This is a genomic window from Rahnella laticis, assembly GCF_015644585.1.
Lineage (GTDB): Bacteria > Pseudomonadota > Gammaproteobacteria > Enterobacterales > Enterobacteriaceae > Rahnella > Rahnella laticis.
The window spans coordinates 212,314-237,948 of sequence record NZ_JADOBI010000005.1 but is presented as its reverse complement, the minus strand read 5'-3'; the positions used below and the strand labels follow the sequence as shown (position 1 = coordinate 237,948).

The following is a 25,635-nucleotide window of genomic DNA, read 5'->3' as shown; positions in this document are numbered from 1 at the left end:
CATAGCTCCTGTTGTCGCCGGCGTTGGCCTGTAGGGTGCGTGAAAACTGCCGGATATAGGTTCGGATTTAATCGATACGCTGAAACCAGTATGGGTAAATGAGGAGGGGAGATCAAACCGCGTCCCTGAGAACGCGGTCTGCATCAAGGTATTAACTGCCGCTCAGCATGGCCGGTTCGATACGGCGAAGATTGAATTGCCAGTACAAACCGGTGAGGGTGATGAAGCCCACGATGCCCAGTAAAAACCAGGGCAATTCAGGAAGTTCAAGCGCGCGGCCGGTGTCATACATCCAGCCGCCGCCGGTGTAGCCAATCACGCCGCCCAGCGCCAGCCCCAGACGGCTGAAACCCATGTAACTGCCACGTGCCCGCGAGTCTGCCAGCGAGGCACTCAGCGTTTCGCGCGCCGGTTCGGCAATGATTGAGCCAATGTAGAAGAAACCGATCAGCAGCAACAGCGGGTTAATCGATGTCACCAGCCCGACGGGCAGAAGGCTGAGGGTCATGATCAGCAGGCCGAGCATCAGACGCTGCTCAAGGCGGAAGCGTTTTTCGCTCCAGCGCGCAATCGGATACAGCAGCGTCAGGGAAAGCACTGCTTCAATCGCATACATCCATTTCACCGCCGCCGGGCTGCCCGCGACATCATTGACCGCAATCGGCAACATCAGCATGACCTGCACGGTCAGCATGTAATAACCGGTCAGCGTCAGCACATACGCGAGAAAACGGCGATCGCGCAGCACACGCATCATGCCTTCACGCATCGGTGTGCGCATAGTGGAAATCCGGTAAGCAGGGAGCAGCCAGGCGTTGCAGGCGGCGGCGAGAACAAATATGCCCGCGCCGGCCCAGCACACGTAATGGAAATCATATTGCAGCAACCAGCTGCCGATGAGCGCACCGATAACCGCACCGGCGCTGTCTTGCATCATCATCAGGGAGAAGAAACGGCTGCGCTCGTGCGGACGGGTCAGCTTAATCACCAGCGCGGTACGAGGCGGGTCAAACAAGGTGCCGCCGAGGCCGGAGAGAATGCAGGAACAGACTAAAATCCACGGTTCATCTGCCATTGCCATGGTGGCGAATCCGGCCGCGCGTAAAAGCATGCCGGTGATAATCATCGGTTTGGCACCGAAACGGTCAGCGATTGCGCCGCCGAAAATGCCTAATCCCTGTTGCGTGAGCTGGCGGACACCCAGCGCCAGACCGACGGCCATCGCGGCCCAGCCGAGCTGATCGACAAATCGGATCGAGATCAACGGAAAAACCACGAAAAAGCCTAAAATAACCAGCGCGTTGTCTAATAACAGAAAATACTTACCCAAGCTCCGAGCTTGTGATACCAGAGACATGCTTCACCATGAGCGATTATTTGTACCCTGTCCGGCAGATACAGAAAGGAAGAAAAGACCGTTCCAGTCTGAACTGGAATCAGGCAATTAGATAGGGCGCTATTGATAATATTTTTTTATCGTCAAGCCGCGTTCTGACTGGCAGAATTGGCGATGATCAGGTGTTTCCTATAAATTCTATTCATCGACCCGAGCGGGATGTGGAGGAAAGGATGTTTGGCTATAAATCTGCCGTGCCGAAAGTGCGGCTTACCACTGACCGGATGGTTCTGCGCCTGGTTCATGACCGCGATGCGCACCGGCTGGCTGAATACTATGCGGAGAACCGGGTGTTTCTGAAACCCTGGGAACCGGTCAGGGATGAAAGCCATTGTTATCCTTCCGGATGGCAGGCGCGTCTGGGGTTAATTTCCGAAATGCAGAAACAGGGCAGCGCGTATTATTTTATCCTGCTCGATCCCGATGAAAACCGCGTTATGGGCGTGGCAAATTTCAGTAATGTTCTGCGCGGCTCATTCCATGCCTGTTTCCTCGGTTATTCCCTCGGTCAGGAATGGCAGGGGAAAGGGCTGATGCAGGAAGCGCTGCAATCGTTAATCCGTTATATGCAGCGCCAGCAAAAAATGCACCGGATTATGGCCAATTACATGCCACACAATAAACGCAGCGGCCAACTGCTCGAGCGTCTGGGCTTCGAGCGTGAAGGCTATGCGAAAGACTATTTACTGATTGATGGTAAATGGCAGGATCACGTGCTGACGGCGCTAACCTGGCAAGAATGGACGCCCCCGTCCCGATAAGGAGAGCAACATGAAACATGAACTCAGTGACCGGGAAGCCCGGGTTGTCGGTTGTTTGCTGGAAAAACAACTCACCACGCCGGAACAGTATCCGATGACGCTCAACGGATTAACCACCGCCTGCAACCAGAAAAGCAACCGTGAACCGGTGATGGAACTCAGCGAAAGTGACGTTCAGCAAACACTGGATTTACTGCTGCGCAAGCACATTATCCGCACCCTCAGCGGTTCCCGCACCATGAAGTACGAGCATCGTTTTTGTAATTCCGAATTCGGCAATCTCAAATTTTCCCCGCAGGAAGTGGCGGTCGTCACTACGCTGCTGTTGCGCGGCGCGCAAACGCCGGGCGAATTACGCACCCGCACCAACCGCCTGCATGATTTTTCTGACGTTGCTGAAGTCGAGCGAACTCTGACAGATCTGACTAACCGCGAAGATGGCCCGTTCTGCGTGCGTCTGGCGCGTGAACCGGGCAAACGTGAAAGCCGTTTTATGCACCTGTTCAGCGGTGAAGTCAGCCAGGCGGCCAGCGCCACAGAAGAGCCATTTTTCAGCGCCGCCGCACCGGACTCCGGGCTGGCCGCGCGCGTGGAAGCGCTTGAGGCCGAAGTGGCCGAACTGAAACAACGTCTGGAAAACCTGCTGCAACATTTGGGTGATTAAAAGGAAAACGTCGTGAGTAAACTTCGTATAGGCGTTATCGGGCTTGGCGGGATCGCGCAAAAAGCGTATCTGCCGGTTCTCAGTCATGCTGAAAAGTGGACGCTGGTCGGCGGTTTTTCCCCGAATCAGCAAAAAGCACAGGCCGTTTGCGACAGCTACCGGATGGCCTGTTTTTCCCGGATGGACGAACTTACCAGCCAGTGCGACGCGGTATTCGTCCACAGCAGTACGGCCAGCCATTTCGACGTCGTCGGGCAATTGCTGGCGCAGGGCGTCCATGTGTATGTCGATAAACCGCTGGCGGCTGAGCTGGATCAGGCCGAACAATTGGTAGAGCAGGCGAACCGGGCAGGCAAAGCGCTGATGGTCGGGTTTAACCGCCGCTTTGCGCCACTGTATCGTCAGCTGAAGGAGCAGATGCAACAACCGGCGTCCTTGCGGATGGATAAACACCGCACGAACAGCGTCGGGCCACACGATCTGCGTTTTACGTTGCTGGATGATTATCTGCACGTCGTGGATACGGCGCTGTGGCTGGCGGGCGGCAATGCGACTCTGGAAAGCGGGCTGATTCAGATTAACGAGGCTGACCAGATGCTTTATGGCGAGCATCATTTCCTGTGCGGAGAAACGCTGGTGACGACTTCAATGCATCGCCGCGCAGGGACATTCCGCGAAAGCGTGCAGGCGGTGACAGAAGGCGCCGTTTATCAGCTCGACGATATGCGGGTCTGGCGCGATGAACGTGACGATATTCTGACGCAGCAACCTGTTGCAGGCTGGCAAAGTACGCTGGCGCAGCGTGGTTTTGCCGGTGCAATTGAGCATTTCGTCGACTGCGTCTCGAACCAGACCGCACCTGAAACCAGCGGCGAGCAGGCGATTTACGCGCAGGCTATGATCGAAAAAATTCTGCAAAACTGAGTGAAAGCCCCACAGGATGGTGCGGGTAACAATCTATAACAACTGCCGTTGGCTATTGCATGGCGGATGCGTAGACTAAGCGCATCTTTGAGCCATGCCGGTTCATCTTTCACGCCTGCTGATGCAGGCGTGGTTGTTTAACCTGTTGATCAATATTGAGTTAAAGACAGGCCACCGGCAAACAAGAAAAGTGACATGAATCTACTTAAATCTTTGGCAGCCGTCAGTTCAATGACGATGTTTTCACGTGTATTAGGCTTTGCCCGCGACGCCATTGTGGCCCGCGTTTTTGGTGCCGGCATGGTGACCGACGCCTTTTTTGTGGCGTTCAAACTGCCCAATTTATTACGTCGTATTTTCGCTGAGGGCGCATTCTCTCAGGCTTTCGTGCCCATTCTCGCGGAGTATAAAACCCAGCAGGGCGAGGAAGCCACGCGGACGTTCATTGCTTACGTTTCGGGCCTGCTGACGCTGGTTCTGGCGATTGTCACTGTGCTCGGTATGCTTGCCGCGCCGTGGGTGATTTACATTACAGCTCCCGGTTTTGTGGATTCGCCCGATAAATTTGCACTGACCAGTTCGCTGCTGCGCATCACGTTCCCGTATATCCTGCTGATATCACTGGCTTCTCTGGTCGGTGCGATACTTAATACCTGGAACCGTTTCTCGATACCGGCTTTTGCGCCGACGTTCCTGAACGTTAGCATGATTGGTTTTGCGCTGTTTGCTGCGCCTTATTTCCACCCGCCGGTGCTTGCGCTGGCCTGGGCGGTGGTTGCAGGCGGATTGCTGCAACTGGGCTACCAGCTCCCGCATTTGAAGAAAATCGGTATGCTGGTTCTGCCGCGTCTGAACCTGAAGGATGCCGGGGTCTGGCGCGTTATGCGTCAGATGGGCCCGGCAATTCTGGGTGTATCGGTGAGCCAGATCTCCCTGATTATCAACACTATTTTCGCGTCATTTCTGGTTTCAGGTTCCGTGTCATGGATGTATTACGCTGACCGACTGATGGAGTTTCCGTCCGGCGTGCTGGGCGTGGCCCTGGGGACAATTCTGCTGCCGTCGCTGGCGCGGAGTTTTTCGAGCGGCAATCATGCCGAATATAATCGCCTGATGGACTGGGGCCTGCGCCTGTGTTTCCTGCTGGCACTGCCAAGTTCTGTCGCGCTGGGTATTCTGGCGAAACCGCTGACCGTTGCGCTGTTCCAGTACGGAAAATTCAGCGCCTTTGATGCGTCAATGACGCAGCGCGCGCTGGTGGCATATTCCGTTGGTCTGATGGGGCTGATTGTGGTGAAAGTGCTGGCGCCGGGCTTCTATTCCCGTCAGGACATTAAAACACCGGTCAAAATCGCCATCGTCACATTGCTGATGACACAGGTGATGAACCTTGCGTTTATCGGTCCGCTGAAACATGCCGGTCTTTCGTTGTCGATTGGTCTGGCTGCATGCCTGAACGCGTCGCTGCTTTACTGGCAATTGCGTAAGCAGGATATCTTCCAGCCGCAGCCGGGCTGGAAAGTCTTCCTGATCAAACTGTTTGTGGCGGTGATTGCAATGTCTGCGGCGCTGCTCGGCATGATGTGGCTGATGCCTGCCTGGGATGTCGGCGGAATGGCGTATCGTCTGGCACGTCTGGCGGCCGTTGTCGCCGCTGGCGTGGTGGCGTACTTCGCCGTGCTCGGCCTGTTAGGGTTCCGCGTGAAAGAGTTTGCCCGGCATTAATCCGGCGTTCATGTGAGAAAATGCAGAAACAAAAAAGGGCGCTAAGCGCCCTTTTTTAATGCCTGCCAGACAGGAATTACATACGTTCTACGGTTTCGATACCCAGCGTATCCAGACCGGTTTTCAGCGTGCGCTGCGTTAACAGTGCCAGTTTCAGGCGGCTGTTGCGGCTGGTTTCGTCTTCTGCGTTCAGGATCGGGCAATGTTCGTAGAAGCTGGAGAACAGGCCAGCAACGTCGTAGAGATAAGCACACATGGTGTGTGGTGTGCCTTCGCGGGCAACAACGGTCAGGACTTCTTCGAATTGCAGCAAACGGGTAGCTAATGCCGCTTCGCGTTCTTCACGCAGCACGACCGGCTGTGTCAGGCTATTAACGTCAATCTCTGCACGTTTGAAGATTGATGCCACGCGGGTGTAAGCATATTGCATGTACGGCGCGGTGTTACCTTCGAAGGCCAGCATGTTGTCCCAGTCGAAGATGTAATCGGTGGTGCGGCTTTTCGACAGGTCAGCGTATTTGATTGCGCCGATACCGACGGCGTTGACCAGTTTTTCCAGCTCTTCTGCATCTTTCAGCTCAGGATTCTTCTCTGTGATGAGCTTACGTGCGCGTTCAATCGCTTCGTCCAGCAAATCGGACAGTTTCACCGTGCCGCCTGAGCGGGTTTTGAACGGCTTGCCGTCTTTGCCCAGCATCATGCCAAACATGTGGTGTTCAAGCGCAACAGAATCTGGGACATAACCGGCTTTGCGCGCGATGGTCCAGGCTTGCATCAAATGCTGATGCTGACGGGAGTCGATGTAATACAGCACACGATCGGCCCCCAGCGTTTCGTAGCGGTATTTCGCACAAGCGATGTCGGTGGTGGTGTAGAGGTAGCCGCCATCTTTTTTACGGATGATGACGCCCATCGGATCGCCTTCTTTATTCTTGTACTCGTCCAGATAAACCACGACGGCACCTTCGCTGTCGACGGCCAGACCTTTTGACTGCAAGTCAGACACGATACCCGGCAGCATGCTGTTATAAAGGCTTTCCCCCATAACATCGTCTTCGGTCAGGGTGACGTTCAGGCGGTTGTAAGTCAGCTGGTTTTGCTTCATGGTCACATCGACCAGTTTGCGCCACATTTGCAAACAGTATTCGTCGCCGCCCTGCAACTTCACCACGTAGCCACGCGCACGTTCTGCAAAGGCTTCGTCTTCGTCGTAGTTCTTTTTCGCTGCGCGGTAGAATTCTTCAAGATCTGCCAGATTCATGTCACCGGCGTTTTCGTTCTGCACTTTTTCGAGATAGGCAATCAGCATCCCGAATTGTGTGCCCCAGTCGCCAACGTGGTTTGCGCGGATCACTTTATGACCCAGCAGTTCGTTGGTACGCACGGCGGCGTCACCGATAATGGTGGAGCGGATGTGGCCAACGTGCATTTCTTTCGCCACGTTTGGCGCAGAATAGTCGATGACGATAGTTTGCGGCTCAACGGGCGCAATACCCAGTTTTTCGTCATTCAGCGCGCTGTCGACATGCGCACCGACGAATGCCGGATCCAGGAAGATATTGATGAAACCCGGACCGGCAATTTCGACTTTGTTTGCGATGCCGTTCAGATCCAACAGTTCAACCACTTTCTCTGCCAGTTGTCGTGGCGGCATACCGAGTTTTTTCGCCACGGACATTACGCCATTAGCCTGATAGTCGCCAAACTGAGCTTTGGCGGACTGACGGACCTGCGCTTCGCTGTCGGCGGATGCGCCTGCTGCGATCAGCGCCTGGCTGACTTTTTCTGAAAGGAATGACTGAATATTCACCGGATTACCTTTAGTCGATATCCCCGTCATCTTTCGGCTGCGCAGTTTCACTGCAACCCGAATGATTTAGGGGAAGAATGTAGTTGTTTACTGGTTATACGTTTTTAACGGATTAACCGAAAATGATGCGTGTTTATATCATATTAGCCCTGCGGCGTCAGTATTGCCGCACGTCTGGCGGCATGAAAGCGTGATTCTGCGGCATGTCTCTGGCAACCGGATGAAAGGCTGTGTAAATTACCCGACCCTGAAGATCTGCAAACTGAAAAGAGATAGGATGCCCGCCATGAAACATGTGCCAGAGTTACAGGATTTAGTTGATGATATGTCGCGTTTCACCGACGTATTAACGACATTCGCTGCAAAATTGCAGATCAACCTGGGTGAATTTCATGCCGATCATATTTCTGTGCGCTGTCATCAGAACACGACAGCCGATCGCTGGAAATCCGGGCTGGAAAAATGCGGCAGCCTGCTCAATGAAACCCTGATTAACGGGCGGCCTATCTGCCTGTTTACGCTCGATGAGCCGCTCACGGTCGGGCCGCTGAGCATTGTTCTGGTGGAATTGCCTTATCCGGGAGATAAGCGATATCCGCATGAGGGCTGGGAACATATTGAGATTGTGCTGCCGGGGGCAGAAGAAGAGTTGTATACGCGGGCGCTGGCACTGATTGCCGATGAAGCGCTGATGACGCCTGGTATAAAACTGAAGCAGAGTGCGCCCAAAGGGGAAAATGAGCGTTTGCCTAACCCCACGCTGGCGGTCACTGACGGTTCAGTAACGATTAAATTTCACCCGCACAGCCTGCGTGAAATTGTCGCCAGCGAAAGGGACGCGGGTTAACGCCGGAGCTTATCGAGTGCGGCTTCCATCCGGTCGAGTGCTTTCCCGAGAAGGGCGCGCTGACAGCCGAAATTGATGCGCACACACTTCGGCGCGCCAAATTCGGCCCCGCCGGAGAAGCCCACGCCCGCTTCGACAAAGAAACGGTACGGATCGTCCACCGGCAATGCGCTGGCATCAATCCAGCCAAGATAGGTGCCTTCGGGTGCCAGCATGCGTAAACCTGGCATGGCGTTAATACGCGACGCCACAAGATCCCGGTTTTCACGCAAATAATCGAGCTGTGCGTTAAGCCACGCTCCGCCATCACGGTAGGCCGCCGTCGCCGCAACATACGCCAGAATATTGACGTGCGGAACGATACCTTTGCTGGTGTCTAAAAATTTCCGGCGCAATTCGGGGTTTGGGATGATCGCCATCGAGGCACCCAGTCCGGCCAGATTGAAGGTTTTCGACGGTGCCATCAGCGTAATCGAACGCTGTTCTGCATCCGCATTGAGTGAGGCAAACGGAACGTGCTTCAGATCCGGTTCCAGAATCAGGTCGCAGTGGATTTCATCGGAACACACCACCAGATTGTGGCGTCTGGCGAATTCCTGTTGTTGCAGTAATTCATCGCGACGATAAACCGTGCCGCCCGGATTATAAGGATTGCAGAGCATCAGCAGCTTTTCACTGCCATCAAGCTGGCCTTCAGCGGCGGAAAAATCTGCCACCCAGCGTTGTTGCTGTTGGGTGACCGGAATGGATTTAAATGCCCGGCCTTCAGATTGTGCGGCCTGCATGAAAGGCGGATAAATGGGCATCGGCATCAGGCTGCTCTCGTGCGGCTCAACGTTGGCGCGCACGGCCACGTTCAGCCCGCAGACCAGACCCGGAAGCCAGACAATCCATTCAGGCTGAATCGCCCAGTCATAAAGATCTGCAAGCCGTTTAACCACAATATCAATCAGTTCCGGCGGAGTAATACCATAACCAAAGACACCTTCGGCCACGCGTTGTTGCAGTTCTTTAATAACCTGAGGCGGAGACGTGAAGTCGGTATCGGCGACCCAAAGCGGAATCACATCCTGATGATGATATTTATTCCACTTAACGCTATCACTGTGACTGCGGTCTACCCACAAATCAAAATTGAGTGCCATAGTTAGCTTTCCTAAGCAGGCAGTTGGGCGGGAATGCTCATGTCAGAGCCTACGCGACATGGCCGGTTACACACAAGTGTTGTAGCATAATGCCGTAATCAGGAGAGGTCACATGACAAAATTAGAAGTGTGTTGTTACAGCGTGGATTGTGCGTTAACAGCAGAACAAGCCGGAGCCGATCGCGTCGAATTGTGCGCGAGTCAGGCTGACGGCGGTATTACGCCGAGTTACGGCACCCTCAAACTGGCGAGGGAAAAAGTGACGATCCCTGTACATCCGATTGTACGTCCGAGGGGTGGTGACTTTTGCTATAGCCAAAGCGAATTTGATGTTTTGAAAAGTGACATCGCGATGATCCGCGATCTCGGTTTTCCCGGCCTGGTGGTCGGCATGCTCGACGATGAAGGGCATATTGATATGCCAAGAATGTGGGAAGTGATGGCGTTATGCGGCGATATGGCTGTGACATTTCACCGCGCTTTCGACATGTGCCTGAACCCGAAGATTGCGCTTGAGCAGTTGACTCAGCTAGGTGTGGCGCGCATTCTGACTTCCGGACAGCAGCAAAATGCGGAAGTCGGTTTGCCGATGCTTCGGGAACTGAATCAGCTCACGCGTGGTCCAATTATTATGGCTGGCGCAGGTGTGCGCCTGACGAATCTGCAAAAGTTTGTGGATATCGGGCTGACCGAATTACACAGCTCGGCAGGGCGTCAGGTTCCTTCCTCTATGCGCTACCGCAAAGCCGGTGTCACCATGAGTTCCGACACCGATTTTGATGAATTCAGTCGTTATTGCGTGGACGGTGATATTGTTGCCGCAATGAAAAGTACATTGCAGTTTGACGATCAAATATCCCGCACGGCGTAATAATCTCAAGATTTAACCGGGTCAAACGACCCTTATTGCGTCGCCCTGCGCAAGTACCAGGCCCCGTCATTTTGGCGGGGCTTTTTTTATGCTTAATTTCTGTGCTAGACGCGGTGTTTTTCGGAAGGGCCTGCTGCGGTTTCAATCAGCGTCACCAGATGTTCGATGGCGTCTTTAGTCGGATCCTGTTTATCGCTGTTCGCCGTATTACGGCGTAAAGACTCAACAACTTCCGTTTTTACATCGGGAAGATTTACCGAAATTGAAGCGATGCTGAATGCAATTGCTGCCTCCAGTGCCTGAGCGGTGCGCAGGAGAACATCCGGGTTTTCGTGTGAGTCGGACACTTTATAACCTTATGGTTTGAATGGTTATAGGAGACTAGCATTTCCATTACATTTGGAAAGGGTGTCAGATCGAAAATTGGACAAATGTTGTCATTTAATCTGAAAAGTGTCAGCCCCAGGTAAGGTAAGCCACGCCAAACATGCCCGCTTTGACCACCAGACACATTACAAAGAGGCCTAAAACAATCACTGCACGATCAAAAAGGAATCGGATTCTCCGGCGCATACTTTTCTCCGCGACAGGTTCGCGTTCTGATGAATAACTTTGGCCGAATTTATACACGAAAGACTATGAATCAATCCAACGATAAAGTATGAAAACAGGAAGCTTTACAAAGGCCTGGCGCACAGTGGCCGTCAGCGCTGATCTTAAGGCCGGAAAAGGTGAGTAAATTCGGAAGATTTATGTCAGTCAGAAGCGTGCTGGCTACTTTTCGTAGAAGTTTTTAATTTTGATTGCGACATCAATATTGGCCCAGTGCAATTCGTTTTCCTGATGCAGACTGCTGCTGCCATCTTCCCAGGAAACGTAATACGAGACGATGTCCTTATCAGATTCAAACGTATTCATCACGGTGCCTTTAATATCGCCGGATCTGTGTTGAACGATACTGCCTTTAGGGAATTTCATACATCCTCCCAGAACGTTAACCACGATCTCTGTCAGAACAAACAGATAGCCATTCCGAAAGGTTAGACCTTTTTAATCCCGGATGTACAGCACGACGGGGCAGAAAGCCGGAGATAAATGCGGGGGAGGTTTCCGCCAGACAGTGCGTCTGGCGGAGAAAGCAGGGTTTAAGGTTTGCGGGCGATAAGCAACGCGCGGCGCGGTGCCGGATAACCTTCAATAGTTTTGGTTGGATCTTTCGGGTCGAGGAATTCGGCCAGTGATTCGCTGGTCATCCAGTCGGTACGGCGCTGTTCCTCAACCGTCGTGACGCTGACATCCGCGATACGCACATCGGCAAATCCGCATTTAACCAGCCAGTCTTTCAGTGCTTCGGCAGACGGAATGAAATAGATATTTCCCATCTGTGCGTAACGGTCGCCGGGCACCAGAACCTGCTGAATGTCGCCTTCGACAACCAGCGTTTCCAGCACCAGTTCACCGCCACTGACCAGCTGGTTTTTCAGCTGATAAAGATGATCCAGCGGTGAACGGCGGTGGTAAAGCACGCCCATAGAGAAAACGGTGTCGAACGCGTTCAGCTCAGGCAGCTGCTCGATGCCCAGCGGCAGTAAATGTGCACGCTGATCGCCGCCCAGTAATTTACGCACCGCTTCAAACTGGCACAGGAACAGCTGCATCGGATCGATACCGACGGCCAGATGCGCGCCCGCGCCAATCATTCGCCACATGTGATAGCCGCTGCCGCAGCCGACGTCTAAAATTGTACGGCCCGCCAGAGAGGAGATGTGCGGAAGTACGCGATCCCATTTCCAGTCTGAACGCCATTCGGTATTGATTTCAACGTCGTACAGCGAGAAAGGCCCTTTACGCCATGGCATCATATTGCGCAGCAGGTTCTCGATGCCTTCACGCTGACCGGCGGGCAGCGGGGTTTCCATATTGGCGGAAACGCTGTGCAGCAAATCAAGACGTTCTGGTTGTAACAACGGCAGGCGGTCAACCGAGTTGAACCACAGTTTAAATTTACCGTGCAGCGACTCTTTCTGCCATGCAGTGAGTTGTGAAGGCAAAGTGTTAAGCCACGGGCTCAGTGGCCCTTTGGCAATCACGCGGTAAAAATCACCAAAATCAATCATTCTGCTTCCCCGGCTTTGACGGCAATCAGCGAGCCGAAGTTAAAGCACTGGAACCAGAGTTCTGTGTGCTGGAAACCGGCCTGATGCAGGCGTGCTTTGTGGGTTTCAACAGAATCGGTCAGCATCACGTTTTCCAGCATGCTACGTTTCTGGCTGATTTCCAGTTCGCTGTAGCCGTTCGCACGTTTGAAATCATGATGCATATTGAAGAGCAGTTCGCCGACGTCTTTGTCCGCAAAACTGAATTTTTCTGACAGTACCAGCGCTGCGCCCGGGCGCATTCCCTGATGGACCTGATTCAGCAGTCGCTGACGATCGTCCGGTTCAAGAAATTGCAGGGTGAAATTGAGCACAACCATCGAGGCATTTTTGAGTTCGATATCCAGAATATCGGCTTCGATAACGTTAACCGGCGTATCGGCGCGGAAGGCGTCGATGTGGCGGCGGCAGCGTTCCACCATGGCAGGGGAATTATCGACTGCTATGATTTCGCAACCCGAAACCTTGATATTGCGGCGCATCGACAGCGTAGCCGCACCAAGCGAGCATCCCAGATCATAGACATTCGTGTCGGGCTTAACAAAGCGCTCGGCGAGCATGCCAATCATCGAAATAATGTTGGAATAACCCGGTACAGAACGTTGGATCATATCGGGGAAAACTTCAGCAACGCGTTCATCGAACGTCCAGTCGCCCAGCTTATCTATCGGTGCAGAAAACAGCGTATCGTGCTTTGCCATAATGGTGAGTCGAACCAAAAAATTGAAGGGACAGAATTTTGAGGGCGAATTTTAGCAGATACTGAGGCGGGCAGATACCTGTGCGCGGCGCTGCCCGTAAAAAACGGCGGAAAAGCTAGTCGAATGCCAGAAACTGGGACCACGGCAAATAGATGATATTCGCGATAACCATTAACACCAGCGAGATATAAGTAGCGGCCATGCCGCTGCGGCGCCAGGCGAATTCGCGGTGTTTTAAGCCGTAATAATGGAACAGCCGGCCGGTAATCAGCAGTAATCCGCAGGCGTGAATCATCCAGACGCCGGCACCGTTCATTTCCATAAACAGCAGCAATAAACAACCGATAGGCAGATATTCGACGGCGTTGCCGTGAACGCGGATGGCGGTTTGCAGTTCGTAGGAGCCGCCGTCGCCGGTGGCAATACGGTACTGCATTCTCAGGCGTACCACATCGAAAGAGAGTTTGATCAAAAGTATGGCGGCAAGCACGACATATAACGCGCTAATCATGATGACTTCCTTGGTTATTCCCTGTGATCCTGCGGGGCAATGACCCGCTTCACTGCGCCACTATGATAGCGGCAAGACGCAAAACTGTCGTCAGACAATCACGAATAATTTAGAACAGCGCGTCCTGTTCCGGCCAGTCAGGTTCAGGCTGAACGGTCGGGATTTTGGCCCGCAGCAAGGGCCAGAGACTGCGCGCCTGCTGCGGTGCGTCGGTGCAATCCGGCGTGTGGATAAACAGATAAGGAGAAAGCCCCTGGGTTTCCCACGCCGCAAGTTTGTCAGCCCACTGCACGAACAGCGGCCGGTTATCGTCAAGAATATCGCCACCGATGAAACGCACGATGGGGCGCGTCGCCGTCACGACGGCGTGGAGCGGCAGAACAGGTTTTTTACGTTTGGCGTCAAGCACCGCTTCAGTCTGAGATTTCGAGCTGTGAACCGGACGGCTGTCGAGAATCGTGCGGTTGATCCCGCGCTGATGTAACCCCTGATTCAGCGCGCGCTCGGCATCGCCTTTGGCGAAAAAATCAGAGTGGCGTACTTCAACGCCGTAATCAAAACCGGCGGGCAGGGCGTCCAGAAATTGCCATAAACGCTCAAGATGCGCGGGTGCAAAAGTGGGAGGAAGCTGTAACCAGAGCTGCCCGATGCGTTCGCCAAGCGGCCCGAGCGTGCGGTAAAACGTATCGACATCTTCCTGACAGTTTGCCAGTGCTGCTTTATGGCTGATGGATGACGGGAATTTAAAACAGAAACGGAAGGATTCAGGCGTCATATCGCGCCAGCGCATCACAACGTCCTGTTTTGGCAACGCATAAAATGTGGTGTTGCCTTCGACACAATTGAAATACCGGGCGTAATCAGCCAGATCGCGAAGCCCGATACGGGCCCAGGCGTTGTGGTGCCATTGCGGTAAACCAATATACATGCCGCGATTCCTCTGTTTTTTCCATAAAAAACGCCGCCCGGCAGGCGGCGTCAGGGATATCCGGCAGGGTAACGTTACTGTGGCAGTGCGGCAAGCACTTCGGCGGTTGAACGCACGCGGCTGATGCGCGGGAAGATGAACTGCACGCTGGACTGATGATGGTCGTTGTTGTGCGCGCTGCATGCATCTTCGGCGATCACCAGCTCATAGCCATGTTCCCAGGCGTTACGGGCTGTGGATTCCACACCGATGTTGGTGGAAATACCGGCCAGCACGATGCTTTTAATGCCACGGCGGCGCAGTTGTAAATCCAGATCTGTACCGTAGAACGCGCCCCACTGGCGTTTCACCACCAGCAAGTCTTTGTCGGTGACGCCCAGTTGCTCCGGGAATTCCCACCAGCTCGCTGGCAGGCCGTCTTCCGGCGCGGCCGCAGGGACGTCAACCGGCTGTTTCAGTGCTTCGTCAAAAGAGTCGGACCAGCCCACGCGCACCATTACCACCGGAGAGCCCAGTTTACGGAAACGGTTTGCCAGTTCAGTGGCGTTATCCAGAACCTGCTGCGCAGTATGCGGGCCGCCGGCAAACGGCAGAATGCCTTTCTGTAAATCGATCAGCACTAATGCGGTCGTTTTAGGGTCGAGTTTCATGGTGTTTAGCTCCCGGTTATCAAAAGGGGTAAATAGAGGCAGGAATAATGAACTGCGTGTACAAAGGGGATAGCCGGAGTCTATGCTAACGCGTGGGTCAAAATGGGGATAATTTTGTTAAATTATGTGTAGCAAGCAACATGTGTGAATTTCCGCGCCAGCCTTGATGCGTTCGCACTTATCCTGCGGCGGAAATTCCTTTATAATAGCCGCCTTTTTTCGACCCGAATAAAACCCATTCCGCGCGCTGCACAGTTTTGCGGCGGGCGACCAGAGTGAATAACCGTTTCTGTACCTGTGCGCCATGAGGCCGGGTAGTGGGATCAAAAGGATACCGTTATGCGTACTGTATATTGTGGAAAGCTGAATGCGTCCAATGTGGGCCAGGAAGTGACATTGTGTGGCTGGGTTAACCGTCGCCGCGATTTGGGTGGTTTGATTTTCATCGATATGCGTGACCGCGAAGGTATCGTTCAGGTCTTCTTCGACCCGGATCAGGCCGAAGCCTACAAACTGGCTTCTGAACTGCGTAACGAGTTTTGTATCCAGTTAACCGGTACCGTCCGTGCACGTCCTGAAAGCCAGTTCAACAAAGACATGGCGACCGGTGAAGTGGAAGTGTTCGCTAACCAGCTGAACATCATCAACCGTTCAGAAGCGCTGCCGCTGGACTCCAATCACGTCAACACTGAAGAAGCGCGTCTGAAATACCGCTATCTTGACCTGCGTCGTCCGGAGATGGCTAACCGACTGAAAGCGCGCGCAAAAATCACCAGTTTCGTGCGTCGTTTCATGGACAGCCATGACTTCCTCGACATTGAAACCCCGATGCTGACCAAAGCCACGCCGGAAGGCGCGCGTGACTATCTGGTGCCAAGCCGTGTGCACAAAGGCAAATTCTACGCATTGCCGCAGTCCCCGCAGCTGTTCAAACAGTTGCTGATGATGTCCGGTTTCGACCGTTACTATCAGATTGTTAAATGCTTCCGTGACGAAGATTTACGTGCTGACCGTCAGCCAGAATTCACCCAGATCGATGTGGAAACCTCTTTCATGAGCGCCGAGCAAGTGCGCGAAGTGATGGAGAAACTGGCCCGCGAATTGTGGCAGGAAATCAAAGGCGTGGATCTGGGCAATTTCCCGATCATGACCTTTGCAGAAGCCATGCGTCGTTTCGGTTCAGACAAACCAGACCTGCGTAACCCGATGGAAATGGTTGATGTTGCTGACCTGATGAAAAACATCGAGTTCAAAGTATTCGCCGATCCGGCTAACGATCCAAAAGGTCGCGTAGCGGCATTGCGCGTACCGGGCGGCGCACAGCTGAGCCGTAAGCAAATCGACGAGTATGCGAAATTCATCGAAATCTACGGCGCGAAAGGCCTGGCTTACATCAAAGTCAACGAAGTTGCCAAAGGTCTGGAAGGCATTCAGAGCCCGGTCGCGAAGTTCCTCAATGCGGATTTGTTGTCTGCCCTGATTGAACGTACCGGCGCGCAAGACGGTGACATGATCTTCTTCGGCGCCGCCAGCGCGAAAATTGTGACTGACGCAATCGGCGCACTGCGTCTGAAAGTAGGTCGCGACCTGAAAATCACCAACGAAGATATGTGGGCTCCGCTGTGGGTTATCGACTTCCCGATGTTTGAAGACACCGACGAAGGCGGCCTGAGCGCCATGCACCACCCGTTCACCGCACCGAAAGAAATGACGGCGCAGGAACTGGCGGCGAACCCGGTTTCCGCAATCGCGAACGCGTACGACATGGTCATCAACGGCTACGAAGTGGGCGGCGGTTCTGTACGTATTCACCGCAGCGAAATGCAGCAGACCGTGTTCAGCATTCTGGGTATTAACGAACACGAACAGCGCGAGAAATTCGGCTTCCTGCTCGACGCCCTGAAATACGGCACACCGCCACATGCCGGTCTGGCATTTGGTCTGGATCGCCTGGTCATGCTCCTGACCGGTACGGATAACATCCGTGACGTTATCGCCTTCCCGAAAACCACGGCAGCGGCCTGTCTGATGACCGAAGCACCAAGCTTCGCGAATCCGGCCTCTTTGCTGGAACTCGGTATTGCGGTTGTCGCGAAAAAAGAAGTGACACCAGACACAAATACAGAGAATAACTAATGAGCTATAAGCGTCCTGAGTCGATACTGTGCGTCATCTACGCCAGAAACACCGGCAGGGTGCTGATGCTCCAACGAAAGGATGACCCGAATTTCTGGCAGTCGGTGACCGGCAGTCTGGAAGGCGGGGAATCCCCGAATCAAACCGCGCAGCGTGAAGTGATGGAAGAGGTCGGAATCGACATCGCAGGTGAAAACCTGCCTCTTCAGGATTGTGACCGCTGCGAGGACTTTGAAATATTTGCGCATTTGCGCCATCGCTATGCTCCCGGCGTAACCCGTAATAAAGAACATTGGTTCTGTCTGGCGTTACCCGACGAGCGTGATGTGGTTCTTACCGAACATCATGCGTTCCGGTGGCTGGGAAAAGCGGAAGCGGCAGCGCTGACCGTCTCCCCGAGCAACCAGCAGGCGATTGAAGAATTTGTAAACTATTCGGTCTGTTAAGACTTTAGACTTTTTGGAGATATTTATGGCAGGTCACAGTAAGTGGGCCAACACCAAGCACCGCAAAGCGGCGCAAGATTCTAAACGTGGCAAAATCTTCACCAAAATCATTCGTGAGCTGGTTACCGCTGCACGTCTGGGCGGCGGCGATGCGGGTTCAAACCCACGTCTGCGCGCTGCAATTGATAAAGCACTGTCCAACAACATGACCCGCGATACCCTGAACCGTGCCATTGCGCGTGGCGTCGGTGGTGACGAAGACACCAACATGGAAACCATCATTTATGAAGGTTACGGCCCGGGTGGTTCTGCAATCATGGTGGAATGTCTGAGTGACAACCGCAACCGTACCGTGGCTGAAGTGCGTCATGCCTTCACCAAAACCGGCGGTAATCTTGGCACTGACGGTTCCGTTGCGTACCTGTTCTCCAAGAAAGGCGTGATTTCTTTCGCACCGGGTCTGGATGAAGACGTGCTGATGGAAGCCGCGCTGGAAGCGGGCGCAGAAGATATCCAGTCATACGACGATGGCGCAATCGACGTGTTCACTGCCTGGGAAAATCTGGGCGAAGTGAAAGACGCACTGGAAGCTGCCGGTTTCAAAGCAGATTCCGCAGAAGTCACCATGATCCCATCGACCAAAGCCGACATGGATGCAGAAACTGCACCAAAACTGTTGCGCCTGATCGACATGCTGGAAGATTGTGACGACGTACAAGAGGTTTACCACAACGGTGAAATCTCCGACGAGATCGCAGAAACTCTGTAATCTCACCGCAGCCGGTGGTCTCCACCGGCTGGCTATTCTGAAATCCCTCAGCAGTTTATACTGTCCCCAACTTTCTCAAAAAAACGACAACACAAGGCGTTGAGCGGCTATGGCTATTATTCTGGGGATCGACCCCGGTTCACGCATCACCGGCTATGGCATTATCCGCCAGACAGGGCGTCAGCTGAGCTATCTGGGCAGTGGCTGCATCCGTACCGTCGTTGACGATATGCCGGGGCGTTTGAAATTAATTTACGCTGGCGTTTCGGAAATTATTACGCAGTTCCAGCCTGACTTTTTTGCCATCGAATCCGTATTCATGGCGAAGAATGCGGACTCCGCGTTAAAGCTCGGGCAGGCGCGCGGCGCGGCGATTGTGGCCGCAGTGAATCAGGATTTACCGGTGTTCGAATATGCCGCGCGGCAGGTGAAACAAACAGTTGTCGGCACAGGCGCTGCCGAAAAATCGCAGGTGCAGCACATGGTGCGTTCTATCCTGAAACTGCCCGCCAATCCTCAGGCCGATGCCGCCGATGCGCTGGCGATTGCGATTACGCATTGCCACATGAGCCAGAATGCGATCCGGCTGAGTTCTGATAAATTGCAGATGGCGCGCGGACGTATGCGATAGACGCCGCAAGTCCATTAGGCTGGATATTCATCCAGCCTTTTTTATGATATAAACATTGCTGCTTTTGACCTGATAAGGAAAACGAACGTGATAGGCAGACTTCGAGGCATTATTCTGGAAAAACAGCCACCTCTGGTGCTGCTGGAAACCAACGGCGTGGGTTATGAAGTCCATATGCCGATGACCTGTTTTTACGAATTGCCCGAGCTGGGTCAGGAAGCCATCCTCTTCACGCAATTTATCGTTCGCGAAGATGCCCAACTGCTTTACGGGTTCAATGATAAACAAGAGCGCGCGCTGTTTCGTGAACTGATCAAAGTGAACGGCGTCGGGCCAAAGCTGGCGCTGGCAATCCTGTCAGGCATGTCGGCGCAGCAGTTCGTCAGCGCAGTGGAAAAGGAAGAAATCACTGCCTTAATTAAATTACCCGGCGTCGGTAAGAAAACCGCAGAACGCCTGGTCGTCGAAATGAAAGACCGGTTTAAAGGATTAAACGGTGATCTATTTAACAATCATACTGATATCACGCTACCTGCATCGGCGTCGAAAGCGAAAGAATCTGATGCCGAAGGTGAAGCAGTAGCCGCCCTGATATCCCTCGGATACAAACCGCCGGAAGCCAGCCGCATGATCAGTAAGGTGGCGAAACCGGGTGCAGAATCCGAAACGTTGATTAGAGAAGCGCTGCGCGCGGCGCTGTGAGGTAAACGATGATTGAAGCTGACCGCCTGATTTCTTCTGAAGTGTTTAGTGAAGAAGAGGTCATAGACCGTGCGATCCGCCCGAAGCTGCTTAACGAATACGTCGGGCAGCCCCACGTGCGCTCGCAGATGGAAATCTTTATTCAGGCGGCAAAGCAACGCAAAGACGCACTCGATCACCTGCTGATTTTCGGGCCGCCGGGGCTGGGTAAAACCACGTTGGCGAATATCGTTGCCAACGAAATGGGCGTGAATCTGCGCACGACTTCCGGGCCGGTGCTGGAAAAAGCCGGCGATCTGGCCGCAATGCTGACCAATCTCGAACCTCACGACGTGCTGTTTATCGATGAAATCCACCGCCTCTCGCCGGTTGTCGAAGAAATTCTGTATCCGGCGATGGAAGATTATCAGCTGGATATCATGATTGGCGAAGGCCCGGCGGCGCGATCCATCAAGCTCGATTTACCCCCGTTTACCCTGATTGGTGCCACGACGCGCGCCGGTTCCCTGACGTCTCCGCTGCGTGACCGTTTCGGTATTGTGCAGCGTCTGGAATTTTATCAGGTCGCCGATTTGCAGCATATCGTCGGGCGCAGTGCGTCCTGCCTCGGGCTGGAATTGTCGGAAGAAGGGGCGCATCAGATTGCCCGACGCTCGCGTGGCACGCCGCGTATTGCCAACCGTCTGCTGCGCCGCGTACGTGACTTTGCCGAAGTGAAAGGCGACGGCACGATCAACGGTGATGTAGCAAATGGCGCACTGGACATGCTGGACGTTGATGCGGAAGGTTTCGATTATATGGACCGCAAACTGCTGCTGGCGATTATCGATAAATTCACCGGCGGGCCGGTGGGGCTGGATAACTTAGCCGCCGCAATAGGCGAAGAACGTGAAACGATTGAAGACGTGATCGAACCGTTCCTGATCCAGCAGGGCTTTATTCAGCGCACACCGCGCGGACGTATGGCAACTAACCATGCGTATAAGCATTTCGGCATTACGCGGGAAACTGAATAACAGCCTATCTGAACCCTGTAAAAACGGACGCTGATGCGTCCGTTTTGCTTTCTGGTTTTGTGGTCTGCAAGCAGCCTTTACTGATTCACCTCACACCGGCTGACCATCCGCCAGTGACGAGGCAATTCCCGTACTTTTCCGGCCAGCGTCACCCTGCCGTTAGCGCGAATATCAGCGCTGGAAGCCCCGACCTGAACGTCAATAAAGCCCGGCTCGACGATGCGTTTGTGCGCGACGTTGGTGAAATTCAGCATGTCGGTTGGAATACTGAAATTCAGCGTGGCGGTTTCGCCGGCGTTCAGTTCAACGCGCTGGAACGCTTTCAGTTCGTGTACCGGCCGCACCAGCGAAGCCACGCAGTCGCGCAGATAAACCTGAACCACTTCGCTGCCTGCCCTCGAACCGGTATTGGTAACCTGAATCTGTACGGAAATTTCACCGTTTTCGATGGCAACCGGCTGCTGATTTAACTGCAAATCGTGGTACCGGAACGTGGTGCCGCTCAGCCCGTAGCCGAACGGGTATTTCGCGCCGAAGTGGAACGCAATCGGCGTTCCGCCACTTTTCAGTTTGTGATTGTAGTAATACGGCATCGCGCCTGCGCTTTTCGGCACGGAAACCACCAGCCGCCCGGATGGCGCTTCTTTGCCACTCAGCACATCGGCAATCGCCCGTCCGCCTTCCTGACCGGGCGCAAACGCCATCAGGAATCCGGCTACTTTTTCCTCTAAACCGCCCAGCAAATAAGGACGGCCGCCGGTCATGACGACAATGGTCGGTTTGCCGGTTGCGACAACCTGCTCGAGCAGTTTTTGCTGAACTCCGGGTAACTGAAGGCTGTCGGTGTCAGAACCTTCACCGACCGTGCCGCTCTGGAACAATCCCGCCAGATCGCCGACAAACACCAGCGCCACGTCACTTTCCTGCGCCGCTTTGACCGCAGCGGCGATCTGCGTGGTGTCCTGAGAAACCGGTGAACGTTGCATTGGCTTACCGGCATCACCGGGGAACACCGGCGCACCCGCTGTGCGTTTTTCGAGAATATGGCAGCCTTTGGCATAACGAATATTCTGCTCGCCGTAGGCCGAACGCAGTGCCTGAAGCGGCGTGGTGACCTGTCCGGTCTGCGCTTCCATCTCGCTGATAATCAGATGCACCGGGAAACTGTAACCGCTGAGTAATGCCAGCGGGTCGTCCGCCGTCGGTCCGATTACGGCGATTTTCTGATCAGAGGCAGGTTTCAGCGGCAGAATACCGTTATTTTCCAGCAGTGTGATGGAGCGAACGGCCGCTTCCCAGGCAAGTTCACGTACGGCAGATTGCTGCATTTTTGGCTGTGATTCAGGCGCATACGGCTGCTCGAAAAGCCCGAGGCGGAATTTTTCCGTCAGAACGCGGGCTACGATTTCATCGATTTTAGCCATATCAATCAGCCCGCGTGATACCGCATCAGCCAGATGCCGGGCGCAATCGCCTTTCGGCAACTCAATATCCAGACCGGCGTTGAATGCCAGCGCCGCCGATTCGGCATCATCGTGGCTGACGCCATGATGCTGATGCAGCAGACTGACGCCGCCGTAATCCGCCACAATCAGGCCGTCAAAGCCCCATTGTTCGCGCAAAATTTCCGTCAGCAGGAAGTGATCGCTGTGGCACGGTTGCCCGTCAATATCGTGATAAGCCGGCATAACGGAACCGGCGTTGGCCAGCTTTACCGCCATTTCGAACGGCAGCAGGAAGGTATCGTTGAGTTCGCGGAAACCAAGATGTACCGGGGCGTGGTTGCGTGCGCCTTCGCTGAAAGAATGGCCGACGTAATGTTTCAGCGTGGCGAGAAAATCACGGTTTTCGCCCTGTAAACTGCGCACGTAGGCCGTCGCCATGACCCCCACCAGATACGGATCTTCACCGAAAGTTTCTTCGGTGCGTCCCCAGCGCACATCGCGCGAAACATCCAGAACCGGCGCTAAACCCTGATGACAGCCGATGCTTTGCGCTTCCTCACGGATAGCCGCGGCGACCTTTTCCATCAGTTCTGGGTCCCACGTTGACGCGTAGCTGAGCGAAGAGGGGAACAGCGTGGCGTCCTTGCACAGTAAACCGACCAGACATTCCTCATGGAACATCGCCGGAATGCCCAGCCGCGTTTCCTCCACCAGCGTTTTTTGCAGGCGGTTCAGCGCCCGGACGCCTTCTTCCGGACTGACAACGTGCGTGCCGAGCGGGCGGGTGATTTGGCCTGCGCCGCAGGCCAGCTGTTTCTCCAGTGACAACGTTTTTTTATGACCGGCAAAATCATCACTCAGATCTGAGCGTTCTTTATGATTTCCGCCGCTGTCGAGGATGAGCCAGAATGCGTGCATTTGGGCAAATTTCTCTTCCGGTGTCATGCGCGCCAGCAGGTCGGCAACGCGGGTGGCGACGGGTTGCGAAGCATCCTGATACAGATGAGTCATCGTATTTCTCCTTGATTAATCAGTGGGGCAGAACCTGCGGGTACAGCGGCGCTCTCGCCGTCGAAGGATCGTTTGCCCGCCAGTGAGGCCACGATGGTTTGCATCGTGCGGCTGTTGAGCCGGTAGGTGAAAAGAAGGGCGGCCATGACGAGGAATAGCGCGCAGGGAACCAGGGTGAACAGGGAATTGATGGTCAGCATGACCGCCGGTGCCTGAGCCAAGCCGTTCGGCACATAATCCACCATGCCCAGCACCCAGCCCACGACGGCGCCCCCGAGCGCCAGACCGAATTTAATGGCAAACAGCGCGGTGGAAAACACCAGTCCGTCCAGACGGCGGCCGGTGCGCGATTCTTCGTGATCAACGACGTCGGAGAACATCGTCCATTGCAGCGGAGTCGTCAGATTCTGGATGAAGCTGAATACCAGATTCAGGCCAAAAATAAACCACAGCGATTGTGCCGGAATAAAGAAAATAGCGGCGTTGCAGATAACGAAGGTCAGAATTGTCCACTGATAGGATTTGACGCGGTCAAATTTCCCTAATAACCGTTCCGACAGCAATGCGCCAAATAAAGACGCCAGCATCCCGAAAACAATAAAGTTGAAGACCAGATCCGGACGGCCAAGAACATATTTTACGTAATACATTGTTGCCGAGCCGCGGATAACCACGGCGCATAACAGCAAAATATTAAAAATAAAAACGATGCGCCATTGCGGGTTATTCCACAGTAATTTTAAATCGCTGAGCATGGAGCCCGAGGTGTCATTACGCGGGTGATAACGTTCGCGGGTCAGGCCAAAACAGCAGAAAAAGAGCACGATGCCGAGCAGCCCCATCAGGCTCATCGCGTAGAAATAACCCTTTTGCGGATTGCCGTCGCCCAGTTTCGCCACCAGCGGAAGGGCAATCACCGTCACCACCAGACCGCCGACAAATGACAGACCAAAACGCCACGATTGCAACGAATGGCGTTCACGCGGATCGAGCGTCAGCGCGCCCGGCATGGCGCAATACGGCACGTTGATGGCCGAATACACCAGACTCAGCAGGGTGTAAGTGACGCAGGCATAGATGATTTTTCCGGTCGGGGAAATGTCCGGTACGTAAAAGGTGATCAGGCAGCAAACCCCGAACGGGATCGCAAACCACAAAAGCCAGGGGCGGAATTTACCAAAGCGGGTCGTGGTGCGGTCGACCATCGCGCCGATACAAGGATCGACGAAGGCATCAACGGCGCGGACCACTAAAAACAACGTGCCCATGATGGCGGCCGGCAGGCCGAAAACATCGGTGTAAAAATAGGCCAGAAATAAAGTGGCCGTTTGCCAGACCAGCGCGCTGGCCATATCGCCAAGCCCGTAACCAATTTTATCTTTAACGGAAAGAACCGGGGTAGTTATCATTATTCGTTACCTGCTTTCAAAGATGAGAGATAACCGACTGAAACACTGTGCGTCCGAATCAAAAAATGTAGGGAAAATGCTGAATAAATAATCGTGCGACTGAAGTATTGATAATGAGTCGAGGGTAAACAATTGAGGAAACGAATATGTAATTTACGTTTTTTGATTTTGTTTTTTATTTGTGAACGGGATCAAACAGAATGAGGCCTGACTGGCAAAAGCCCGCAGCGAAGGGTATGCGGTCTCTTGCGAATGGATGGACTAACGGCGTGAAGATTAAAAAATACGCCGGTCTGAGGCTCTTCAAAATGCGGTGAAAGCCAGGCTCTCACCGCTGTCACGGATTAACTCTCCGCTTTAGGGTTCCGCAATTTAGGAACAACCAACTCCCCGTTGGCATTGTAATAACGGCTTGGCCAGATTTCCCACGCCGGAACGCCGATCATTGCCGCAATAATCAACTCACCTTTGGGCCAGCGTCGCGACAGCGTATTGGACAGGGTTGATGCGCCCAGTCCTGAATCACGCGAGAGTGCCGTCAGCGTTGAGCCTTTTTTGCGAATTGCAGCGATAATATCGGCGGGATGCCAGTCTTCACGGGTGTTCTTCATATGCTCTCTCCGTAAGAAACGGGAGCATAAACCAACAGAGGGGGAGGAAGTAATGCCTGCCTTGGCTTGTCGTTCATGGTTCATTGTCCAGTAGTTTGATGTTACAGCGACCACCGGAGTTGAGAATCTCACTGGTGGTAGCCCTGACGGGGTTCTCAACACCGGTTCTACTGGATACCGGCCTGACCGAAGTCAGCCCCGCCTGAGCCACCATTGAGATATTGCTTGTTGTTTGTACAGGCAATAGGCATGCGCAGACTCAAACGTGAAATGCAGTTACGCACTCCATGTCGCCAGTAAACATTCAGGTTGAGAATCCTGGTTACGGATTTTGCCGTAACAGGGTAATTATAACGTAACGGCTTACGTG

General features: G+C 53.8%; 26 protein-coding genes. 12 read left to right on the top strand and 14 right to left on the bottom strand.

Annotated features, from left to right (window positions below; genetic code table 11):
• Positions 1–151: 151 nt before the first annotated feature.
• On the bottom strand, positions 152–1,357 hold the full coding sequence (mdtH, locus tag IV433_RS12985) for a multidrug efflux MFS transporter MdtH (RefSeq protein WP_195814509.1): 1,206 nt from the start codon (positions 1,355–1,357) through the stop codon (positions 152–154).
• A 212-nt stretch (positions 1,358–1,569) separates the two neighbouring features.
• Here mdtH and rimJ point away from each other — a divergent pair, with 212 nt between their 5' ends.
• The 4 genes from rimJ (at position 1,570) to murJ (ending at position 5,470) form a co-directional block, all read left to right on the top strand.
• On the top strand, positions 1,570–2,157 hold the full coding sequence (gene rimJ, locus IV433_RS12980; protein WP_195814510.1) for a ribosomal protein S5-alanine N-acetyltransferase: 588 nt from the start codon (positions 1,570–1,572) through the stop codon (positions 2,155–2,157).
• A 10-nt stretch (positions 2,158–2,167) separates the two neighbouring features.
• Entirely contained in the window at positions 2,168–2,821 is a 654-nt protein-coding gene (locus tag IV433_RS12975) for a YceH family protein (RefSeq protein ID WP_195814511.1), read from the top strand.
• A gap of 12 nt (positions 2,822–2,833) precedes the next feature.
• Positions 2,834–3,745, top strand: coding sequence for a Gfo/Idh/MocA family protein (locus IV433_RS12970; protein WP_195814512.1), 912 nt, complete (start codon positions 2,834–2,836; stop codon positions 3,743–3,745).
• A gap of 195 nt (positions 3,746–3,940) precedes the next feature.
• Positions 3,941–5,470, top strand: a complete 1,530-nt coding sequence (murJ, locus tag IV433_RS12965) for a murein biosynthesis integral membrane protein MurJ (RefSeq protein WP_195814513.1) — start codon at positions 3,941–3,943, stop codon at positions 5,468–5,470.
• A 76-nt stretch (positions 5,471–5,546) separates the two neighbouring features.
• Here the strand turns inward: murJ and argS are convergent, their stop codons facing one another.
• A complete protein-coding gene (argS, locus tag IV433_RS12960) occupies positions 5,547–7,280 on the bottom strand; it encodes an arginine--tRNA ligase (protein WP_195814683.1) in 1,734 nt (577 codons plus the stop codon).
• A gap of 286 nt (positions 7,281–7,566) precedes the next feature.
• On the opposite strand from argS, the gene IV433_RS12955 reads away from it, so the two are divergent.
• On the top strand, positions 7,567–8,127 hold the full coding sequence (locus tag IV433_RS12955; protein WP_195814514.1) for a VOC family protein: 561 nt from the start codon (positions 7,567–7,569) through the stop codon (positions 8,125–8,127).
• Here the strand turns inward: IV433_RS12955 and IV433_RS12950 are convergent.
• Positions 8,124–9,272, bottom strand: coding sequence for a MalY/PatB family protein (locus IV433_RS12950; RefSeq protein WP_195814515.1), 1,149 nt, complete (start codon positions 9,270–9,272; stop codon positions 8,124–8,126). The genes IV433_RS12955 and IV433_RS12950 overlap by 4 nt on opposite strands.
• A 112-nt stretch (positions 9,273–9,384) precedes the next feature.
• Between IV433_RS12950 and cutC the strand changes: the two genes are divergently transcribed.
• The gene (gene cutC, locus IV433_RS12945; RefSeq protein WP_165056982.1) at positions 9,385–10,143 is read left to right on the top strand and encodes a copper homeostasis protein CutC; all 759 of its coding nucleotides are present in this window, start codon (positions 9,385–9,387) and stop codon (positions 10,141–10,143) included.
• A 104-nt stretch (positions 10,144–10,247) separates the two neighbouring features.
• Here cutC and IV433_RS12940 read toward each other — a convergent pair whose 3' ends face one another.
• The 7 genes from IV433_RS12940 to IV433_RS12910 form a co-directional block, all read right to left on the bottom strand.
• Positions 10,248–10,490, bottom strand: a complete 243-nt coding sequence (locus IV433_RS12940) for a hypothetical protein (protein WP_195814516.1) — start codon at positions 10,488–10,490, stop codon at positions 10,248–10,250.
• A gap of 427 nt (positions 10,491–10,917) precedes the next feature.
• Positions 10,918–11,121, bottom strand: coding sequence for a hypothetical protein (locus IV433_RS12935; protein ID WP_195814517.1), 204 nt, complete (start codon positions 11,119–11,121; stop codon positions 10,918–10,920).
• 167 nt (positions 11,122–11,288) lie between these two features.
• Complete coding sequence (gene cmoB, locus IV433_RS12930) at positions 11,289–12,260, bottom strand: tRNA 5-methoxyuridine(34)/uridine 5-oxyacetic acid(34) synthase CmoB (RefSeq protein ID WP_195814518.1); 972 nt, start codon at positions 12,258–12,260, stop codon at positions 11,289–11,291.
• On the bottom strand, positions 12,257–13,000 hold the full coding sequence (cmoA, locus tag IV433_RS12925) for a carboxy-S-adenosyl-L-methionine synthase CmoA (protein ID WP_195814519.1): 744 nt from the start codon (positions 12,998–13,000) through the stop codon (positions 12,257–12,259). Before cmoA ends, cmoB begins: the two co-directional genes overlap by 4 nt.
• Before the next feature lie 115 nt (positions 13,001–13,115).
• The gene (locus tag IV433_RS12920; protein ID WP_152325798.1) at positions 13,116–13,511 is read right to left on the bottom strand and encodes an MAPEG family protein; all 396 of its coding nucleotides are present in this window, start codon (positions 13,509–13,511) and stop codon (positions 13,116–13,118) included.
• Between the two features lie 109 nt (positions 13,512–13,620).
• On the bottom strand, positions 13,621–14,439 hold the full coding sequence (locus tag IV433_RS12915; protein ID WP_195814520.1) for a DUF72 domain-containing protein: 819 nt from the start codon (positions 14,437–14,439) through the stop codon (positions 13,621–13,623).
• Positions 14,440–14,513: 74 nt separating this feature from the next.
• A complete protein-coding gene (locus tag IV433_RS12910; protein WP_195814521.1) occupies positions 14,514–15,089 on the bottom strand; it encodes a hydrolase in 576 nt (191 codons plus the stop codon).
• A gap of 339 nt (positions 15,090–15,428) precedes the next feature.
• On the opposite strand from IV433_RS12910, the gene aspS reads away from it, so the two are divergent.
• The 6 genes from aspS (at position 15,429) to ruvB (ending at position 20,789) form a co-directional block, all read left to right on the top strand.
• Positions 15,429–17,225 (top strand): aspartate--tRNA ligase, encoded by a 1,797-nt coding sequence (aspS, locus tag IV433_RS12905; protein ID WP_195814522.1) that lies wholly within the window; start codon positions 15,429–15,431, stop codon positions 17,223–17,225.
• Entirely contained in the window at positions 17,225–17,671 is a 447-nt protein-coding gene (nudB, locus tag IV433_RS12900; RefSeq protein WP_152325802.1) for a dihydroneopterin triphosphate diphosphatase, read from the top strand. Before aspS ends, nudB begins: the two co-directional genes overlap by 1 nt.
• 25 nt (positions 17,672–17,696) lie before the next feature.
• Positions 17,697–18,440 carry a YebC/PmpR family DNA-binding transcriptional regulator gene (locus IV433_RS12895; RefSeq protein ID WP_152325803.1) on the top strand — a complete coding sequence of 248 codons (744 nt, stop codon included), beginning with the start codon at positions 17,697–17,699 and terminating at the stop codon, positions 18,438–18,440.
• A 109-nt stretch (positions 18,441–18,549) separates the two neighbouring features.
• Complete coding sequence (ruvC, locus tag IV433_RS12890; RefSeq protein ID WP_015696865.1) at positions 18,550–19,071, top strand: crossover junction endodeoxyribonuclease RuvC; 522 nt, start codon at positions 18,550–18,552, stop codon at positions 19,069–19,071.
• Between the two features lie 87 nt (positions 19,072–19,158).
• Positions 19,159–19,773, top strand: a complete 615-nt coding sequence (gene ruvA / locus IV433_RS12885) for a Holliday junction branch migration protein RuvA (RefSeq protein ID WP_152325805.1) — start codon at positions 19,159–19,161, stop codon at positions 19,771–19,773.
• Between the two features lie 8 nt (positions 19,774–19,781).
• On the top strand, positions 19,782–20,789 hold the full coding sequence (gene ruvB / locus IV433_RS12880) for a Holliday junction branch migration DNA helicase RuvB (protein WP_015696866.1): 1,008 nt from the start codon (positions 19,782–19,784) through the stop codon (positions 20,787–20,789).
• Between the two features lie 77 nt (positions 20,790–20,866).
• On the opposite strand, the gene IV433_RS12875 is transcribed toward ruvB, so the two are convergent.
• From IV433_RS12875 to IV433_RS26290, 4 genes are all read right to left on the bottom strand, one after another.
• Positions 20,867–23,245: a glycoside hydrolase family 3 N-terminal domain-containing protein gene (locus tag IV433_RS12875; RefSeq protein WP_195814523.1), complete on the bottom strand. Its 2,379-nt coding sequence runs from the start codon at positions 23,243–23,245 to the stop codon at positions 20,867–20,869.
• The gene (locus IV433_RS12870; RefSeq protein WP_195814524.1) at positions 23,242–24,654 is read right to left on the bottom strand and encodes an MFS transporter; all 1,413 of its coding nucleotides are present in this window, start codon (positions 24,652–24,654) and stop codon (positions 23,242–23,244) included. Before IV433_RS12870 ends, IV433_RS12875 begins: the two co-directional genes overlap by 4 nt.
• A gap of 344 nt (positions 24,655–24,998) precedes the next feature.
• Complete coding sequence (locus IV433_RS12865; RefSeq protein ID WP_152325807.1) at positions 24,999–25,265, bottom strand: helix-turn-helix domain-containing protein; 267 nt, start codon at positions 25,263–25,265, stop codon at positions 24,999–25,001.
• 73 nt (positions 25,266–25,338) lie between these two features.
• Entirely contained in the window at positions 25,339–25,509 is a 171-nt protein-coding gene (locus IV433_RS26290; RefSeq protein WP_255534032.1) for an ash family protein, read from the bottom strand.
• Positions 25,510–25,635 lie beyond the last annotated feature (126 nt).